Source organism: Methanohalobium evestigatum Z-7303, from assembly GCF_000196655.1.
In the GTDB taxonomy this organism is placed as follows: Archaea; Halobacteriota; Methanosarcinia; order Methanosarcinales; family Methanosarcinaceae; genus Methanohalobium; species Methanohalobium evestigatum.
Window position 1 is genome coordinate 1,206,478 of sequence record NC_014253.1, and the last position, 18,777, is coordinate 1,225,254.

The 18,777-nt window shown below is 32.2% G+C and carries 14 protein-coding genes; 11 read left to right on the forward strand and 3 right to left on the reverse strand.

Going from position 1 to position 18,777, the window contains the following annotated elements; all coding sequences use genetic code 11:
• Positions 1–3,266 precede the first annotated feature (3,266 nt).
• The 10 genes from METEV_RS06100 to METEV_RS12565 all read left to right on the forward strand — a co-directional run bounded on the left by METEV_RS06100 (position 3,267) and on the right by METEV_RS12565 (position 14,140).
• Entirely contained in the window at positions 3,267–5,657 is a 2,391-nt protein-coding gene (locus METEV_RS06100) for a tetratricopeptide repeat protein (protein WP_157197302.1), read from the forward strand.
• Between the two features lie 865 nt (positions 5,658–6,522).
• Positions 6,523–6,840, forward strand: a complete 318-nt coding sequence (locus METEV_RS06105; protein WP_013194669.1) for a hypothetical protein — start codon at positions 6,523–6,525, stop codon at positions 6,838–6,840.
• A 200-nt stretch (positions 6,841–7,040) separates the two neighbouring features.
• Positions 7,041–7,763 carry a tetratricopeptide repeat protein gene (locus METEV_RS06110; RefSeq protein WP_013194670.1) on the forward strand — a complete coding sequence of 241 codons (723 nt, stop codon included), beginning with the start codon at positions 7,041–7,043 and terminating at the stop codon, positions 7,761–7,763.
• A 112-nt stretch (positions 7,764–7,875) separates the two neighbouring features.
• Positions 7,876–8,685, forward strand: a complete 810-nt coding sequence (locus METEV_RS06115; RefSeq protein ID WP_013194671.1) for a tetratricopeptide repeat protein — start codon at positions 7,876–7,878, stop codon at positions 8,683–8,685.
• 772 nt (positions 8,686–9,457) lie between these two features.
• Entirely contained in the window at positions 9,458–9,637 is a 180-nt protein-coding gene (locus tag METEV_RS06120; protein WP_049891040.1) for a hypothetical protein, read from the forward strand.
• Between the two features lie 619 nt (positions 9,638–10,256).
• Complete coding sequence (locus METEV_RS06125; protein ID WP_013194673.1) at positions 10,257–11,699, forward strand: oligosaccharide flippase family protein; 1,443 nt, start codon at positions 10,257–10,259, stop codon at positions 11,697–11,699.
• A gap of 125 nt (positions 11,700–11,824) precedes the next feature.
• Positions 11,825–13,249 (forward strand): mannose-1-phosphate guanylyltransferase/mannose-6-phosphate isomerase, encoded by a 1,425-nt coding sequence (locus METEV_RS06130; protein ID WP_013194674.1) that lies wholly within the window; start codon positions 11,825–11,827, stop codon positions 13,247–13,249.
• 154 nt (positions 13,250–13,403) lie between these two features.
• Positions 13,404–13,706 (forward strand): hypothetical protein, encoded by a 303-nt coding sequence (locus METEV_RS06135; protein WP_049891042.1) that lies wholly within the window; start codon positions 13,404–13,406, stop codon positions 13,704–13,706.
• A complete protein-coding gene (locus METEV_RS06140) occupies positions 13,706–13,912 on the forward strand; it encodes a hypothetical protein (protein WP_049891044.1) in 207 nt (68 codons plus the stop codon). Before METEV_RS06135 ends, METEV_RS06140 begins: the two co-directional genes overlap by 1 nt.
• A gap of 57 nt (positions 13,913–13,969) precedes the next feature.
• The gene (locus METEV_RS12565) at positions 13,970–14,140 is read left to right on the forward strand and encodes a hypothetical protein (protein ID WP_198008138.1); all 171 of its coding nucleotides are present in this window, start codon (positions 13,970–13,972) and stop codon (positions 14,138–14,140) included.
• Positions 14,141–14,245: 105 nt separating this feature from the next.
• Here the strand turns inward: METEV_RS12565 and METEV_RS06145 are convergent, their stop codons facing one another.
• Complete coding sequence (locus METEV_RS06145; RefSeq protein WP_013194675.1) at positions 14,246–15,160, reverse strand: IS5 family transposase; 915 nt, start codon at positions 15,158–15,160, stop codon at positions 14,246–14,248.
• A gap of 364 nt (positions 15,161–15,524) precedes the next feature.
• Between METEV_RS06145 and METEV_RS06150 the strand changes: the two genes are divergently transcribed.
• A complete protein-coding gene (locus METEV_RS06150; protein WP_013194676.1) occupies positions 15,525–16,415 on the forward strand; it encodes a sulfotransferase in 891 nt (296 codons plus the stop codon).
• Positions 16,416–16,456: 41 nt separating this feature from the next.
• Here the strand turns inward: METEV_RS06150 and METEV_RS06155 are convergent, their stop codons facing one another.
• Complete coding sequence (locus METEV_RS06155; RefSeq protein ID WP_049891045.1) at positions 16,457–17,515, reverse strand: glycosyltransferase family 4 protein; 1,059 nt, start codon at positions 17,513–17,515, stop codon at positions 16,457–16,459.
• A gap of 207 nt (positions 17,516–17,722) precedes the next feature.
• The gene (locus METEV_RS06160; RefSeq protein ID WP_013194678.1) at positions 17,723–18,418 is read right to left on the reverse strand and encodes a hypothetical protein; all 696 of its coding nucleotides are present in this window, start codon (positions 18,416–18,418) and stop codon (positions 17,723–17,725) included.
• Positions 18,419–18,777 lie beyond the last annotated feature (359 nt).

Here is an 18,777-nt window from a genome sequence, read left to right on the forward strand (position 1 = left end):
TGAAACAGTGCTCGTATACACAGACACACCTTTGTTAATGAGTTCTGGAATATCCAATAAGATGTTTTGTTATCTACACAGACACACCTTCATTAACGAGTTCTGGGATATCCAATAAGATGTTTTGTTATCTACACAGACACACCTTCATTAACGAGTTCTGGGATATCCAATAAGATGTTTTGTTATCTACACAGACACACCTTTGTTAATGAGTTCTGGGATATCCAATAAGATCTTAAAAATAATAATTCAAAACAAAACGATGATGATTCGAAGAAATAGACATAATTTTTCTATGATTAAGTTGTATCTAGGTTAGATTTACTTTAGATTTCTTTTAATTTTTATACATTTTTAATAAATGATTAATGTTTTGAGAAAAAAGAAATTAGAAATGATGAGTATTGAATTGTTTGAGATTGAGTTGTTTGAGAAAAAGATTAGAGGTTGAACTCTTGATACAATTGATCTTTTGATTTGATTATTCTATTTTTTTTAATTTTTATATTATTTTTATTTTTATATTATTTTAATTTTCTATATAATTAGTATATTTTTAATAATATATAAATTTATTCTTCTATAAAACAATTATTTTTTTATTAAAAGTGAAAATTAATTAGAAATAATAAAATATATAAATAATGAAATACATAAAAAATCCACATGATTTTCAAAAATAATATAATAATAAAAAGAAAGACAAAAAAATCTAGAGTAAATAATAAAAAACAACTTACAAAAATAAAAACTTCAAAAACAAAAAAACTCTATTCTAAAAAACCTAACTTGAAATCATCATATCATCATATCAATTCTGTAACAAAACGTATCAAGAAAATTACACAAATCATTAGAAAACGTCTATATGTATATTATAATGATTAATCTCAATCCGAATTATAATAACAATCAAAAAAGAAATCGAATATATCATATATTATTATAATAACGAACATCTCAATCCTAACTTTGGTTCAAATATCTTTAACTTATTCTTAACTTGTTGGTATATCAGAACTCATTGAGAAAGGTGTCTGTGTGTTGACTAATTTCTGATACCATTATATCACTATTACCTGATTTTATAAACTTCATATAACTTTAAAAAATAACAGACTAATTATAATGAGCTATCGAAATCTTATTTTTTTATTCTAACAATTTTAAACTCATTGACATATTAGAACTCATTGAAAAAGGTGTGTGTCTGTTAGAAATGATTATAATCCATGTTATCTTATCAATATATTAGAACTCATTAGAAAAGGTGTCTGTGTGTTAACGCTTATGCTATCTTATTTAGATATAATCCGTACTTGATTTTTTGGTAGATTTCATCTGATTAGATGTGTGTATGTATTTCCACTTTACATCATACAACATTTTTCTTAAAAAAATTATTAATAATTGTTCATACTACTTATCAATCATCTAAGCCACCATATTCAATTGTTTTCATCTGATTTAATGTGTGTATGTGCCTTTGGATTATCATTTCCAATCATTCCAGATATAGTTTTCAACTGATTGAAGGTGTATGTATTATAATTTTGAATTTCTGGAAGATATATTGAATATCTAAGATTTGCAATTTTAGCTATAAAAACTTCAGTAAGTTCGGTTAATCAGTACAAAACTCCATTTTTCCAGAAAAAGTTATTCTGAGGATCTCTTTCAAATTGTTCGAAAACACTCGGGTAAAGGCCCGGATATTTAGCTTCCTCTAGAGGTATACAAAACATCCTTTCAGGATTATCAGGTTCTCCTCCAAGGCCAATCACAACAAAAACCGGTATATCGTTCTTTTGAATACTGCCTGTACCGTTTCAATTGGTCAGGTTTTGACCACTGAAATTTACCCTGATATCGCATAACAAGGTCCGGGTTGCTGTCAGCTTCTACATAACAGCCCCTTTTCCAGGACACGTCGTGATCCAACTCACACAGCTTCGTTTTCTGTTAATATCTCATATATTTTAGATGCGTTTTTTGATTTCTGTCTAAAAATCCTATCATTGAAATTCTTAATTACTTTTTATAGTTTACTTATTCTTCCTTTTCTACAAATCTATTTAACATTTATCTTAAATCTTTTATCCTAAATCCTTTATCTTAAATCCTTTATCTTAAATCTTTATCCTAAACCCTTTATCTTAAATCCTTTATCTTAAATCCTTTATCTTAAATCCTTTATCTTAAATCCTTTATCTTAAATCCTTTATCTTAAATCCTTTATCTTAAATCCTTTACCTTAAATCCTTTACCTTAAATCTTTTATCCTAAATCCTTTATCTTTTCTCATCGCTCCGATATTAGAATTAAATCCAATTATATCTTTTTTTTATTATTGGAAAATTATGAAAATTTAGATTAAATATAATAGTTTAAGTGATAAATCTTAAAACTTAAAAGATTTAATATAAATCTTAAATGATAAATATTCGAATTTTATTACTTATTTTCTTATTTTATAATTTATAAATGTCTACTTTATGATTTTATAATTTATAACTGTCTATTTTCTAATTTTAAGATTTATAAAAGCTTGATTATGGGAAAAATTTATTAATGAAATCATCAATAGGTAATTACAATCTGGATTTGTATCAATTTGGATCCAGATATATATAAAAAATAAAAAACCAAGAGAGGGTTTTTATACAAAATAAAAACAGAAGACAAAACGACCCAACATCTGGTTATAAAGAAGCCAGGAAAGTTGTAAGTATAGTGATAGAAAAAAACCAAGCAAATGATGCCAAACCGATGAAGGCAAAAGCTTTCATGCATTTTTCAATAAATGGAGAATCAAATCAACTGGCATCAGAACGTTTGGATGCATATGTATGAAAGGCAAAAAATGAAGCAAAGAAGCATTTAGGGTCTATAACTTTGATTTGCTTAGTAATTCAATCTTGAACTGGTTATTGGACTTACGTCTTATGATTGAACTACTTTTTACAAAGTCATAGCATGTCGCTTCTTGCTCCATTGCCGAAAATTGTGGGATAGGTTAGACCCTTTCCACAATTCTATTCGTATATATCGAATAGAAATACCCAAACAGTTGTTTGGTTAACCTCTTATTAGGTATAGCTATTATAACTGTTTTTTGGGTATCGCAACTTCATAAAGATATACTCTAATGGAGGAATATTATAACCTCAAAAAAGAAAAAAACAGATTCAAACATCTATAATAAGGTAAATACTAAAGATACCCCAAAGATTGATAACATCTTGTTTGAACTTAATAATAAGTTGCCAGACAAAAGTGTACCATTTGCTGAAAAGCTTGAAGATATTGAGAACGCCCTTGAGATGGAAAATCTCGATGATGACCTCAAACAAAGACTTTTGTACTTTAAAATAGAACTCTATAAGTCAGCAAATGATTTCCAGACAGCTAACCAAATAGAAAATTCATTGTCAATGAGTTTTGATGATGAAGCAACATGGTATTATAGAGCATTTATAGCATCCTTAATGGGAAACCATGTAACCTCCCTGGAATATCTAAATAACATTGTAAAAAATAATGACGAAATGAAGTATTGGTTATTGAAAGCTGCTAACTTAGATTTTATAGGTCATTATAAAGAAGCAGTAGAATGTTGCAATAAAGCATTGAAATTGAAAAATGACCCAGGAATTCAAATCAAAAAAGGTGAACTGCTCAAAAAACAAGGGTTGTTCAAAAAAGCAAGGATTGCTTATGGTAAAGCATTGGAAAATGATAACTATAAACATGATATTGAATTGTTAAAGGACTATTCTCATGCTTATCAAATGGAAGGCAAGGTAAATGAAGCTCTTAAAGTGATCAAGAGAGCTAAAAATCTAAATCTCTTTGACAAAGAAACGCTGCATATGCAAGCAGATATGCTGGCAGAGTCAGGTCATCGTAAAGAAGCTGTCGAAGTCATTAACATGATACTTGAAATAAATCCTGATGATTTCGAAGCTGCTTTCATGAAACTGGAATTGTTGCTAATCATGAAACGCTATAAGGAAGCTGAAAATCTTGTCAGTTACATCTTTAATTCAAATCCTGATACAGGTGACCAATGGTTGTACAAAGCAAAAATATTGTCAACCTATGGTTACTATACTGAAGCAGATGAAGCTATCAATGAAGCAGAGAAATTGAACCCGGTACTTGCAAATATTTCATTAATCAAAGCAAATCATTACTCAAATTTGGGTGAGTACGATAAGGCTATTGATATATGCAGTAGAGCATTAGAAGTAGATGAGGATGTGAATACATATTCATCTAGATCAGAGGCATATGCCAAAAAAGGTGATCTCAAAAACGCCTTGAGGGATATAAATAATGCTATAAATTTAAATGATGATGTCATTAATTTTTGGAATCAGAGAGGAGAAATACTTTGGGCCTTGGGTGATTTAAGAGGAGCTCTTGAATCATTTAGAAAAGCACTGAAAATCGATGACAATGATAGTACTGCTTTGAAACATGGATCTAAACTACTTCACAATTTGGGCGATCACAGTGAAGCTGTAAATCTTATGGATAAATACCTTTCCAACTATCCAGAAGATGTCGAAATATTAGGGTTAAAGGGAAGTTCCAAAGCAAAGACCGGGAACTGTGAAGAAGGACTCAAATGGGTTAACAAAGCATTGAAACTAAAAGAAAATTATCCAGATGCCTGGGATATAAAATCAGCAATATATACAGAAATGGGAAAACATGAAGCATCACTGGATGCTGCAGAATACGGTTTGTTCTATGACCCAGAGAATCCAGAGCTGATGTACAAAAAAGGCTGCACCTTAATAAATCTGCAAAGGTACGAAGAGGCATTTGATTGTATAAATCAGGCTTTGGGTAAAAAAGAAGATGTTGATATGTTGGTCAACAAGGCTCGTCTTGAATCCTTACTCGGAAAGATAGAAGATGCAGTAAAGACCTATAATCGAGCAATCGAACTGGAACCAAGATACGAAGCATTGAATGCTAAAGTGGCTTGTCTCATAACACTTGAAAGATTTGAAGAGGCAATGGACATAATCGACCAGGTAGACCCTAATTATTTGAACCGGTTTGAATTTTGGATGAACAAAATTATGTGCTTTATTAAGCTTAACAGGTATGATGAAGCACTTGAATGCATAGATAATTTCGGCAATAATGTTCCTGATGAAATCAAAGAATATATGTTCCAAACATTATCTGAAACATTAGATACCGATAATGTGGATCAAGAAGATGAACCTAAATTGATGCTTTTAAAAGGAGCTATTTTGTTCGAATTTGGTAAAGATGGCGCAGTGGAGGTATTCTACTCTGTTGCAGAGAAATGGATGGATAGCAATCCGAAAGATGCATTGGAATCATTGAATAGAACCTTATCTATAAACCCCGATGATGTAGATGCATTACGCATGAAAGCTGATCTCCACTACAATTTGTCTGATTACAAAAAATCCCTGAAAACTATTGATAAAGCTTTGGAGATAGAAGGTGATAATGCTCGGTTGTGGTTGATGAGAAGTTATGTCCTCGATTCGCTTGGAAAAACAAGTGATGCGTTAGAATCACTTGAAAAAGCTCATAACCTTTCACCGGATGACAATGACGTCTTGAATTACAAGATAATCGTGGAGGCTAAAATAGGACAGTGATATCAGAGCGTCTGAATAATAGTTGTAAAAATGAAGCTAAGAAGCTTTTAGAATCTATAACTTTGATTTGCTTAGTAGTTCAATCTTGGACAGGGTATTGGATTTATGTCTTATGATTGAACTACTTTTTACAAAGTCATAGCATGTCGCTTCTTGCTCCATTGCCGAAAATTGTGGAATAGGTTAGACCCTTTCCACAATTCTATTCGTATATATCGAATAGGAAATACCCAAAACAGTTGTTTTGGTTAACCTACTGTTAGGTATAGCTGCTATAACTGTTTTTGGGTATTTCAACTTGCTAAATGCAGAATATACACTAATGGAGATATTAATATAATATAGATAAAAATGTTTGAAAAGTTCTATAGATTTCAAATAGCTAACATGCTCTTGAAAAGATCAATTCGGTCTTAAATTGTTAATAAAATCCTCATAAAACTTGGATATCGAATACTTGGGTACTGGATATCAGGTCTCCATATATAGTTTTTATATGGATTTTCAATTTCAATGTGTCATGTCACACTGAAAATTGAAGTAATCAGGTTATTATAAGGTTTTAAATTTTAAATGTGTGATGTCACACTGAAAATTAGTAATATTATCATCTAATATTACCTTATTAGCCAAAATAAGACCGTTAATCTTATAAATTCAGAAATAATTTACGCAAATAAGTGTATTAATTACACCTAAAATATATTAAAAAATGAAAAACAGAGGTGAAAAAAGTATAATCCACAGTTGTTTACTGTCAATCATACACCTAAAATGGTGTGTTTGCCAGAACAAGCAAAAGAAATTGGCCATAAACAAAAATAAGTTTCACAAAGGAACTTAGCAGTTGGATTGTATAATCACCATGATGGAAATAAAAAATGGAAAACGTTACAACACGGAAACCGCAACAGAACTTGCAGAATACAAAAACATGGGTGACACAAGTAATGTGTTCTATATGAGGGAGACCCTCTATAAAACACCCAAAGGCAACTACTTCATAGTAGGTTTCGGTAGAGGTATGAGTAAATACGGAATACGTCCCGGTCCTGGACCCGGTTGTATCGAAGATACAAAGCTTATACCACTAACACAAGCTGAAGCTTTCGCATGGTGTGAGAAAACAGGCAACTATGACGTCATCGAAAAAGAATTCAATGACGTCCTTGAAGATGCCTGAAACATAGAATAGCCAGCAACTATAGAAGGTAAATGAAACCGGATAATACTACTATAATTTTTACCTTCTATAGTTTCTACTTTCGAATAATAAAACATGGATTATAAAAAATAAACGAAAAAATTAGAGGTGTAATTATTTCAGAAAAAACGAAAAATAATAGCAAACTTTCAAACTTAGAAAACAAAAACAAACCCAGTTTGTTAATAGGAACAGAATACGAAGATACACAAGTAACGGATATAAGTACAATCAGAGCAAAGGCCCATATACAGCACCCATTCTTTATACAGTCTATTAGTGCAAACCCATTTGGTGAATTTCAATGGTTAGAAGATGGTCTTGCTTTCGTTAATGAGGAAGAACTTGAGTATGAACCATATAACATTGAATCATTGTACAAGAAGATGGTAACTCTCGAATTACTTGGACGTCCTGATGAAGCCGATGAAATCGCCGAACTTATAATAGAACTGGGTACTATGAACCGCCGGTTCTTGATGTTCAAAGCAGAAGTATTGTCGAGTAAAGGACGATATGAAGATGCAGTTGAATTGTTCGAAGAAGCTGAAAAACGTGATTCTCCTGATGATGCTCCCTTGGCAAAAGCGGTCCATCATATACGCTATGGTGAACCTGAGCAAGCTATCGAAGTTTGTAATGATTTGTTGAAGTGGCATCAGTGTCATGAGGTGTACTATGTCAGAGCATACGTTTATGCTGTAATAGGAAACCTTGAACAGGCTCTGGAAGATATAGATACTGCACTCTATATCAGGGATGAACTCTGTAACAGCTGGAACTTCAGAGGACTGATAATGGAAAAGATGGGTGACAGAAAGGGAGCAGTAGAATCTTTCAAATATGCTCTAGGAATTGATTCCGAAAATACAATGGCAACTAGTCATTTAGCAAAATTATGATTAACATTGAAGCGAAGGAGTATTTTGAATATACATCTCAACTCCTTCATAGTAGATATGTGGAACAGGTTCTATCACCTGTTCTACATTTTATCTATCTAAATAATCTGGATTGAAAAACGAATATGGAGGAATTAATATAAAAAAACACGAAATGTTGAAAAACAAAAAACAGACCGATCCAAGGATAGAAAACGACAAATCCAATTTGATATCAAGAATAGTTAAAGAAGACCGACAGGTAACCCATATAAGTTCAATAAGAGTAAAAGCCCATTTATACAATTCAAAGTATGAACAACGTCCAGGAGAAGCAATTTTCAATATGTTTCAATTGTTAGAAGAAGGTATTGAAACCGCTGATGAGGAACTTGAGTCAGACCCAAATAACATTGAAACATTGTACAGGAAAATGACAAATCTTGAATTACTTGAACGCCTAGATGAAGCTGATAAAGTTGCAGAAGATATACTGTCTCTGAATCCTAAAGACCGCCGGCAAATGATGCTCAAAGCAGATGTGTTGTCGGGTAAAGGCCAGTACAATGATGCAGTTGAACTGTTCAAAGAAGCTGAAAAGATGAAATCCTATGCTGATGCTCCTTTGGCAAAAGTGGTTCATCATCTACGTTATGGCGAACATGACCAGGCACTGGAAATCTGCAACAATCTTTTGGAAATTGAACAGAATCCTAAAGTATACTATGTCAGAGCATACATTTATACTGTAATCGGAAACTTTGAACAGGCGTTAGAAAACATAAATTCTGCAATCAATTTCAGAGATGGGATCAGTAGCTACTGGAACCTTAAAGGATTGATACTGGAAAATATGGGATACAGGTTGGAAGCAAAAGGATGTTTCATGTACACCAAGGGAGTAGATGTTGACAATTCAATGGCAGGTATACATCTAATTTAAATTGCAACTGGAATTTGATGCACAGAAGCTTTTGGATATACCATTAGTTTGAATCAATTTCAAACGGGTTGTAGTATATTGTTTCTTGCATCTCAAAAATTGATATGTGGGATTTTTACACATATTCCACATTTTTATTTTTTCGACCTGAGTACTGAACCTGAGTACTGATAATCAAATATCAATTTATACCTTAGTTAGCTATCATTAGTATTTGTATCTCTGGTTCTTATTTAACTTTCAATTTCAATGTTTCATGTAACACTAAAAATAGAGTTAAATCAGGATATCATAATACTTTATAATTTCAATGTTTGATGTCACATAGAAAATGAGCAAAAATAAATCCTGATATTAATTAATTATCCAAAATAAGGCCATTAATCTTATAAATCTGGCAATCATATCATATAATAATTCTAATACAGAATAAATATATTATATAATAATAAAAAAACGGAACATCGTTAATGTATATCGTAGTCAAAAAACATTCAACAATCAAATATCTTAACTATAACAATAACAATAACAGCTGTAGAAACAAAAATACCAATTCAGGTAAAGAAACCGGTTCTTCATATATACATCACCAGGTATAAACAGTTTAGGGGGTTTTAAAACGAAAAAACATCATAATAGGAACTCAAGGAAACAGTACCCCACCGAAAAAAAATCAAAAATAACTGCTAAAAAACTGACTGATGCACTTGATAGAGCATTCCTATATTATCTTAACGATTTTCGCCGCAAAACTGAGAAATATAAACAGATGGAATGTCCAGAATGTGGAACCCTGAGCGATTGCAACTACACCGAGCTAACTAATAATTTCGAAGTAATCGGCAGCTGGTCATGCACAAATTGCGGAAGAGAATTCAAGAAAAAAGCATTTAAACAAGATTTGAAAGATGATTTCAGGAAAGCTTTGTTGAGGGAAATTCCTGACTGATTATTAAATCTTTAGTAGATCTTGACAAATCCAGACAGGAATTCATTAGCAAAGATGTGTCAGGGTTTCTGATCTACTATAGATTTTTGATACCTTTGGTTTATTTTTGAATATATCCCTCTTAATTCAAATTATCCTGTAAAATATTTGGTATGTCTCCTGTCAGCTCATAAATTAAATTATATCGGAAATCGTATTGTTGGTTATTCGTTGTTCTTCATGGTGTTTTGACAACTGGTGTTTGTGTATCTTGCAATTATTAGAACCAATCTTCAATTTGCTAAGTTTCCTCTGCAGCACCTTTAATCTCACAATCGAATCAATTTTTAATGTTTGATGACACATAGAAAATAAAAATGGAGATGAAATATATTATTGTGTATTATCTGTAATGTCCATAAAAATCATTCTTGCCTTTAATTTTACTTTTAATATATTTGTAAGTAACATAAATATTCTATTAAGTTCTACAAGTAACAACACAACCCCAAAATAATTGAAATCCTGCTTATTCAAGTTCCTACCTATTTTTGAACATCAAACAATCATATTATTCAGAATCGAATCAATAAACAATCAAAATTAATATATCCCTTGTTGTTTTTTAGATAGGAATATAATGCGCGAGTATAAGCTGTTTGCCCAGAGGATAATACTGGTAGGACTTACCAGATTCGTGAACAATTTCAAGGGAGTCATACTGTTGCCTGTACTAACAAAGAACCTCCCTATCCAGGATTACGGTATCTGGGCGCAGGTCATGGTGACCATCGGTATCGTCCCGGGAATCATGAGCCTTGGATTGCCGGGTGCCATGGCCAGGTTCATGCCCTCTGTTAAGGTCAAAGAAAAGTTCCAGGACATGTTCTACTCGTTTCTATCTGTTGCTGCTGTAACAGGCATGTTTGCAGCTTTTCTGATATATCTGGCTTCAGGTCCGATTGCCGACCTACTCTTTGACGGCAACGCATTCATAGTTAAATTGCTCTCGATTGTAGTGTTTTTTGAAACGATTGAGAAGGTGCTGTTTAACTACTTCCGGGCGACTGAACAAATCAAAAAAGACTCAATTTTGCGGTTTTCCAAGAATTTCCTGATGGTGGTTCTGGTGTCCATATTCGTGCTGCAGGGTGGCGGTCTGCTAGGTGCGATTGCAGGTCTGCTGGCAAAATCGGTTGTTGTGTTTTTGATGGCGTTTGTTATAATCGTATCACAGCTTGGATTCAAACTACCGAAGTTTGGTGGTCTGAAAGGATACTTAAAATATGGTATACCACTGGTTCCCAGTAGAATGTCCAGCTGGATTGTAAGGTCCAGTGACCGGTATGTCATCGGAGGTTATCTGGGTACTTCTGCTGTTGGATATTACTCGCCGGGGTATACCCTCGGCAATATCGTCCAGATGTTTGTAGCACCACTTAATTTCATATTGCCTATGGTCCTTTCTAGACACTACGATGGGGACAACCTTGACGAGGTCAAGAAGTATCTGGGATACTCCCTGAAATATTTCCTAGCCGTGGCAATACCAGCGGTTTTCGGTTTATCTCTACTTTCAAAACCGATGCTTGTCATCCTGTCAACACCTGAAATCGCGGAACAGAGTTATATCATTACTCCTTTTGTAGCTCTTAGTGCACTGCTGTTTGGAGTGTTTGCGGTGTTCAACAAGGTTGCCATGCTTGTCAAAAAGACCCAAGTCATCGGGATCATCTGGCTGATAGCTGCGGTGCTGAATCTCGGGCTGAACCTGATTCTTGTACCCTATATCGGAATCATCGCAGCCGCTACTACGACACTATTATCTTTTATTGTGGTGCTTGCTTTCATGGCCTATTATTCCCTGCGGTTTTTCCAGTTTGACATGAATTTCAGATTTATTGTAAAGAGTCTGGTAGCCTCTCTTTTGATGTCTGGAATTATTTTGATGTGGAGTCCGACAGGTGTATTAAGTACTCTTGCTATAATTGGAGTGTGTGCTGTGTCTTATTTTGCAGTTCTGGTGCTGTTAAAAGGGTTCAGGAGAGAGGAGATTGAGTTTTTCAAGAGCTTCATACGCTAAATATGTGGCTACTATCCAGATAGAAAATATTTTTATAAAAGCAAAATTTTATTAATTGCTATTGGTTAAAACTAAGTGAGTCAATATTACCATTATTATGATGAAAAAGTAGAGGAGATGAAACTATTAAATCTATTATTCTTGCAGGTGGTTCAGGGACGCGTCTATGGCCACTTAGTCGTGAACAGTATCCAAAGCAGTTCTTAAAACTGGGTGAAACATCGCTATTTCAGGATACTGTTATTAGATGTTTTAAAGTATCAGATATATCCGAAATCTTTGTTGTAACTAAAAAATCCCAAAAATTTTTTGTATTGGGCCAGATTAATGAGCTAGGTTATGAGATCCCTGAAGATAATTTGTTGATAGAACCTGAAGGTAAAAATACACTCCCTGCAATCTATTATGGGGCTCAGGAGATTGAGAGAAAGTTTGGAAAATCAATTGTTGGAGTATTCCCTTCAGACCATATATTGGACGATGGAGCGATGCAGACAATTTCAGATGTACAGGTATTAACTTCAGATTATCTTTTAACTTTTGGAATTGTTCCAGATTCACCACAGACCGGTTATGGGTACATAAAACCAGAAGAAGAAATCGATTCTAGAGTTTCTGGATTCAGAGTTTCTGAATTTAGAGAAAAACCTGATATAGAATACGCTCAACGTTACATGAATGAGGGATGCCTCTGGAATAGTGGTATATTTTTGTTCGACACAGCTGTGTTCTTTGATGAAGTGATAAAACATGCTCCAGAAATATCCGATACATTCGAATCAAATATTGATTTAGAGGTTATTTATCAACAGGTTCCTTCGGTATCTATTGATTATGAAATAATGGAAAAATCAAATAAAGTTGCTGTTGTTAAACTCAACAAAAAATGGAATGATTTAGGTGATTTCAACTCAATATATAATGAGTTTGAAAAGGATTACAAAGGTAATGTGGTTTATGAATGTGATGATTTTTCAATTGGTTCAACTGATAATCTAATATATTCTGAAAAGAACAAAGCTGTTTCATTAATCGATGTCAATAACATGGTTGTTGTGGATACTTCGGACGCACTGCTTGTCTGCCCTAAAGAGAGCAGTCAGAAAGTAAAAGAGATTGTAAATGGGTTAAAGGAAAGAAATGATGAAAGAGCTTATCTTCACAAATATGTTTACCGTCCTTGGGGTTCATATACTGTAATGGAATCATCTGAAACGCATAAAATCAAAAATATAACTGTGATACCGCAGAAATCTCTGAGCATGCAGCTTCACCACCACCGCAGTGAACATTGGGTAGTGGTAAAAGGAATGGCATCTGTAAAGGTCGATGGTCAGGAATATTTTTTAAGACAGGGTGAGAGTACATTTATTAGGGCAGGTGTAAAACATCGGCTATCAAATCCTGGTAAAGTGCCGCTTGAAATCATCGAAGTACAGCTTGGAGAATATGTGGGAGAAGATGATATCGTCCGGTTTGATGATGATTACGGAAGGGAAAATGTAACTTACCCAAATTTTAGTATAAATAGGAAAAATGTACATAATTAACCTTAATTAAGAATTATTAGACCAATTGTTCCATGTAAAAACATAAATAATTGGCTCTGTAGAAACCAGGTTCTGATAAAACTCTCTAATTCTGAAATGATTTAAGATAAATTACTCCTTTTTGGTTTTAAGCCAAAATAAAAAAGGAGCAATTATGAAGAAAAAGAACATATACCTTAAATTTATCGATGAAACTTTAAAAATCATTCGTAGAAATAGGCTTCCATTGTATTCAAGTAAGTACTCGAAACAGGATTATAACCAGCACCAGTTAATGGTGATGGTGCTGTTTAAAGATTACATAGTTACCGATTACAAGAGATTTACCCAATTACTAGAACTCATGTATCCAGTTATAGACAAACTGGAACTCGAAAAAAGTTCCTTTTTTACTATCACAAAAAATTATTATCTTGGATACCTCCTTCAAATTCGGATGGATACTCCAACCAAATAATGAAATTGTTCTATAAACGGGGTGATAGCCCCTGTATAGTAGTAGCAGATGCTTCAGGTATAACTAGCTGTTATGCTGTTCATTACTATTCATGGAGAACTGATTTATATCGGAAAATTTTCCTGAAATCTTTTATAGCAGTTGATACTGACAAGCAGATTATAATAAAAGGTAAAATCATCAAAAAACCCACAAATGACTCCTAACATGCAAAAACTCTGCTTAAACAATGTAAAAGGGTTAAAAAACCATATTATTATGTCATGGATAAAGCTTATGATTTAGATTATATCCATGAACTGATAATAGATGAATTAGGTTCTTCTGCTATTATTCCTTTAAGAAACAAATCTAGGAAGAAAATCAACGGTAAATATAGGAAAGAGATGTACATAGATTTTAGAGGATTTCGATTAACCACTGATTTTTACTAATTTTGTGACTTTAGAGATATTTAAGGTTAATTTGTATTTCTAACAGTTGATTTTTAGCTATTTTGATGTTGATTTAACCATGGGCTAGTGTCCGCTATCCCATGGTTAAATCACTCCTTTGCTCCTTAATGTACTCAATTGATACAGGTTGAATCCGAAGGCCGTAAACAGCATTTTTAGGTTCACTCGTTTCATAGTAGTAACGAGTGTGGTTCCTGCTTTGAATACTCCTTTTGTAACCGCATATACCCTTTCACCGGTTACTCTAATAGCGCTGATTCTACTGTTTCTTAATATTTCTCTCTGCATAGTAGCATCGTAACCCTGAGGGTTTGTACCGAAGTATCCCTTATCTCTATACACAACCTCATCCTCTCTTGAAAGATCGACTTTGTTATCATGGACTGTTGCTGTTGTGGTTTCGAATCTTCTAATCAGTTGATAATCCGTATCGATGATTGTATGTAGCTTGTAACCGAAATGAGATTTACCACTCTTCTTAGCCCATGTACCATCTTTGCTTCGTCTGGTCTTTGCTTCATTCCCACGGGGCTTGTCAGCCCCGGCATGTCCTGGGTCGGAATGAATGAACGTGGCGTCCTGGATCATTCCTTTCTTGATCTTGAGTCCAAGCGAATCGAGTTGTCTCTGCAACTCTCTCCATACCTCTTTTTCCTTGTTAGTATCGATGATCCTCTTCCTGAACAACCAGACAGTTGTACTGTCTGGTATGTATTCAGGGAATTTGAGGAAATGTCTGAACGAAATCCTGTCGATACACTGTTTCTCAATCTCCTGATCAGATAACCCATGCCACTGCTGAAGTATCAGCATCTTGAGCATGACGATAACGTCAGCTTCGGGTCTACCGCCCGAAGCCGACCTGTTGGTATACATCGATTCCAGTATAGGTCTGAATTTCTTCCAATCGATCAAAGCTTCAACTTCAGCAAGCTTATCCCCTACAGCAATAAGACGTTTATATTCTTCGTTAAGAGCAAAATCAGTAAATGTATCCATATTAAATATTTCAAATCAATTCTATATAAAGTTAACAGAATTCAATCCATGTTAATGATAGTTTATCGAAATCCTCTATAGAGTTTTCAAAGAAACTCAAAGCTTTATATGACTAAATAAGGTTCTAATCCACTTATTTTAACTTCTGCAGAGGACATGCTGGATTGATGAAAAAAGGTACTAGCAAAAGTGCAGCTGCTCAAGAATCTGGAATTGTTGAAAATAAATGGACTTTGAAACAACCATTGCTTTTTAGACCTGTCAAAACTTCAACTTGTTAATAATGGACTACCGAGTTTTTCGAAATCTTTTATATAATATTTAATCAATGTTTAATTGCCTAAAAAGTGTAGAGGTATAGGTGATGGACAAAAATAATGACAAATTAAAAGTTATTTATATTATGGGATCAGGTCACACTGGATCCACACTTCTTGATTTATGTATAGGAGCTCACCCAAAAATTCAGAGTTGTGGAGAATTTAAACCTCATCTTTTTTGGGGAAATTATCAAAAAAATAAACTATGTGGATGTGGAATAAGTAGTCAAAGTTGTCCATTTTGGAGTCAAGTTATAAATGATTGGAAGTCTAAAACAGGAATTTATGATTTGAACGTTATGAAAAATTCCCAGGACAAGTTTGAAAATATCTCCATAAACCAAAGAATTAATCTAGATTCTTATGAAACGGAATTCTATAGTTATCTAATATATAATCAAGAATTATTGTATAGCATAAGTTACATTAGTGATAAACCTATTTTAGTTGATTCAACCAAAAATTCAATACGTGCACTAAACTTATCTTTAATGCCTAATATAGAATTGATTTTAATACATTTAGTCCGTAATGGAAATGCTGTGACTTGGTCTAATATGAAAAAGGATCGATCGGTTAAATCATCTTCAAAAAACTGGTTGATATCTAATTTGAGGTCAGAAATAGTTTATCATAAAATTAAAACAAAAAAACTTCGGATTAGATACGAAGATTTTATTAATAATCCTACAGATACATTAAATTCAATAGGAAATTTATTAGGACTCGATTTTTCAAACATTTCTAAAAATTTAATTAACGGTACAGGGATTGAAATAAATAGCCATTTATTAGCAGGGAATAGGAAAGTGTTTTCATCTAGTAATTTAAAGTTGAATCCAGATAATACATGGAAACAAAAAATGTCTTACAAAAATCGTATTTATAGTAAATTATTAACATTCCCTCTAGCAATAAAATATGGATACCTTTGATTAAACTAAGCTTTGTTTTTACAATTTTTTATTAAATGAATTTAGCTTGATAAAATATCATCTATTATCTTTATTATTTGTGACCAATCATGCTTTTTTGCCCAATAAATGCTGTTTTTACTTATATATTCTCTTTTTATATTATTATTCATTAAGATTTCTATTCCATTTTTAATGCTTTTCACTGTTGGTTCGACTAATAATCCTGTTTCATTATCTTTAACAGCAGATGCTACACCATATATATCTGTACCTATTACAGGTTTACCTGCTGCATTTGCTTCAAGGTAGGCAATACCAAAACCTTCAACATCTTTTTCACTTGGTTGACCTGTCATAATGAAAATATCACAAGTTTGGTAATAATTTGGTAAATCATCATCGTTGACATATCCTAAAAAATCCACTTTATCATTTATGTTTAAACTTGATGCATATTGTTTTAATAAATCTTCTTCATAGCCTTTTCCTATTATCAAATAATGTACATTATCCATTTTTGAAATAGCGTCCATAACAAGTCTATGACCTTTCCTTGGATGGAGCCTTGATACTGTAAGGAGAATTGTATCACTTTTGCAAATGTTTAGCTCATTCCTTAAATTATTATTGACATATGTAGAAAAATTGTAAAAATCTATGCCCGGATGAACAATATGTACTTTATTTTCATTTGCTCCATTTTCGATAAGTTTGTTTTTTGACCATTCACTTACAGCAATAAGCTTATAAGTTAGGTTCAAATTCAATTTAAATTTTAAGTTCTCCCAGAAGGTTCTTAATATTGGAAATTTGCCTCCTGTAGTTTTTAAACCATTTTTTATCAATTCTGATCCGTGTGCATGTGATATTACTTTTTTACCTAAAATGTATGCGACCAATCCTATTATTGAATCATTCAATCTTGATAAATAAATAACATCGTATTTTTTTCTATTAATTAATAAAAAATAAATAACGGATAGTTCTCCAGTTATTCCTTTAAGGTTTCTTCGTATTATTCCAAAACTAAAATTATTATCAAATTTAGAATTTATACTAGAATGTATGTTAGTAAGCACATCAATTTCATGGCTTGAATGTTCAGCAATATCCTTCATTAAATTTTGTATACCACCTAAACTTGGAGGAAATAAGGGAGAAATTAATAATATTGAAGTCATGTTATCATTTTTATCTCTATAAATTAAGCGTTTAGTACAAAAATTGGCTTTACTTGTATTGTAAGAAATATCCGTTCTAAATTAAAAGTTTTACTACAGGTAAATAAATAATAATTTAGGTTTACCAATTAATAAAATTTGTAATCATTTTCGAATAATTTGTTTTATGAATTTGTTAATACCAATATGTTTAGATTGTTTTTTATCTAAAAAATTCTTTAAAAATAATTTATATCTATTAGTGTTTACATCTTTACGTAATTCTTTGTTGAGTTGAAAATGACTTAGCCCTAATAATTGAAAAATACTATTTATATAGTTTTGTTCTTCATAAATAAGTGCCTCCAAAGATACAAAATAAAAAGGAATATTATATTTGTTAATTATTGAAAATAAATATTTGTAACTTTCCCAATATTGATTTTTGGAATTTTCAAATAGTCCATTACTAGAAGCTCTTTCATAGGTCCAAGATATGAGGTTAGGAACAACACTTCTTGTTGTGATTAACAGAATCAATGGTAAATTTTTTAATTGGCAAGTTTCATAAAAATTTTCTAGGTTTGGAAATTTCATATATTCAGCTGGTTTATTATCCTTTCCATGTGGAATTGACCTTCTAGTTAATATATATTTGTGTTCGGTATTAATTGGCAATATTTCAGATGCATCTGTTATACAATCATTTTCGACTAAGTCCCAAACTTGGTCCATGTGGTCTACATGTGTAGTTGCATTTTCAGTGCCTAATATATCTGGATGTTGTGAAAAAATTTCTGTAAATAATCGTGTGCTTGTACTTTCAGGACCTATTAATAAAATTAAACATTTTTTATTCATTAAAACACCTTATATTATTTTTTCTATTGAAGGAATATTATTATGAATTTTGTTGTATTAGTTCAGATTATTAAATATTTTTGACGCTAATATCAGTTCTACTATTACTACAAAATTTTATTTATCACATCTTAGTTTATATTAAAAAGTTAATCATAATGTATAATCATGACTATTATACTTTTTAGGTTAAAATCAGCTAATATAATTATATTAATTATTGTAAAAGAATTCTACAATCCAATTAATATTTTCTATAAATATAATCTTTCCAAAATTTTTATCCAGTTAGTGACTACTTTTTATCGATTCTATAATTTTATTTGTGAATCTGTTTTCATTTAAGTCATTACTATATA

Coding starts and splice junctions, on each gene's coding strand:
- METEV_RS06105 (WP_013194669.1), top strand. CDS start 6,523: ATGATGGAAATAAAAAATGGAAAACGTTACAACACGGAAACCGCAACA.
- METEV_RS06120 (WP_049891040.1), top strand. CDS start 9,458: ATGGAATGTCCAGAATGTGGAACCCTGAGCGATTGCAACTACACCGAG.
- METEV_RS06125 (WP_013194673.1), top strand. CDS start 10,257: ATGCGCGAGTATAAGCTGTTTGCCCAGAGGATAATACTGGTAGGACTT.
- METEV_RS06135 (WP_049891042.1), top strand. CDS start 13,404: ATGAAGAAAAAGAACATATACCTTAAATTTATCGATGAAACTTTAAAA.
- METEV_RS06140 (WP_049891044.1), top strand. CDS start 13,706: ATGAAATTGTTCTATAAACGGGGTGATAGCCCCTGTATAGTAGTAGCA.
- METEV_RS12565 (WP_198008138.1), top strand. CDS start 13,970: ATGGATAAAGCTTATGATTTAGATTATATCCATGAACTGATAATAGAT.
- METEV_RS06145 (WP_013194675.1), bottom strand. CDS start 15,160: ATGGATACATTTACTGATTTTGCTCTTAACGAAGAATATAAACGTCTT.
- METEV_RS06150 (WP_013194676.1), top strand. CDS start 15,525: ATGGACAAAAATAATGACAAATTAAAAGTTATTTATATTATGGGATCA.
- METEV_RS06155 (WP_049891045.1), bottom strand. CDS start 17,515: ATGAAGGATATTGCTGAACATTCAAGCCATGAAATTGATGTGCTTACT.
- METEV_RS06160 (WP_013194678.1), bottom strand. CDS start 18,418: ATGAATAAAAAATGTTTAATTTTATTAATAGGTCCTGAAAGTACAAGC.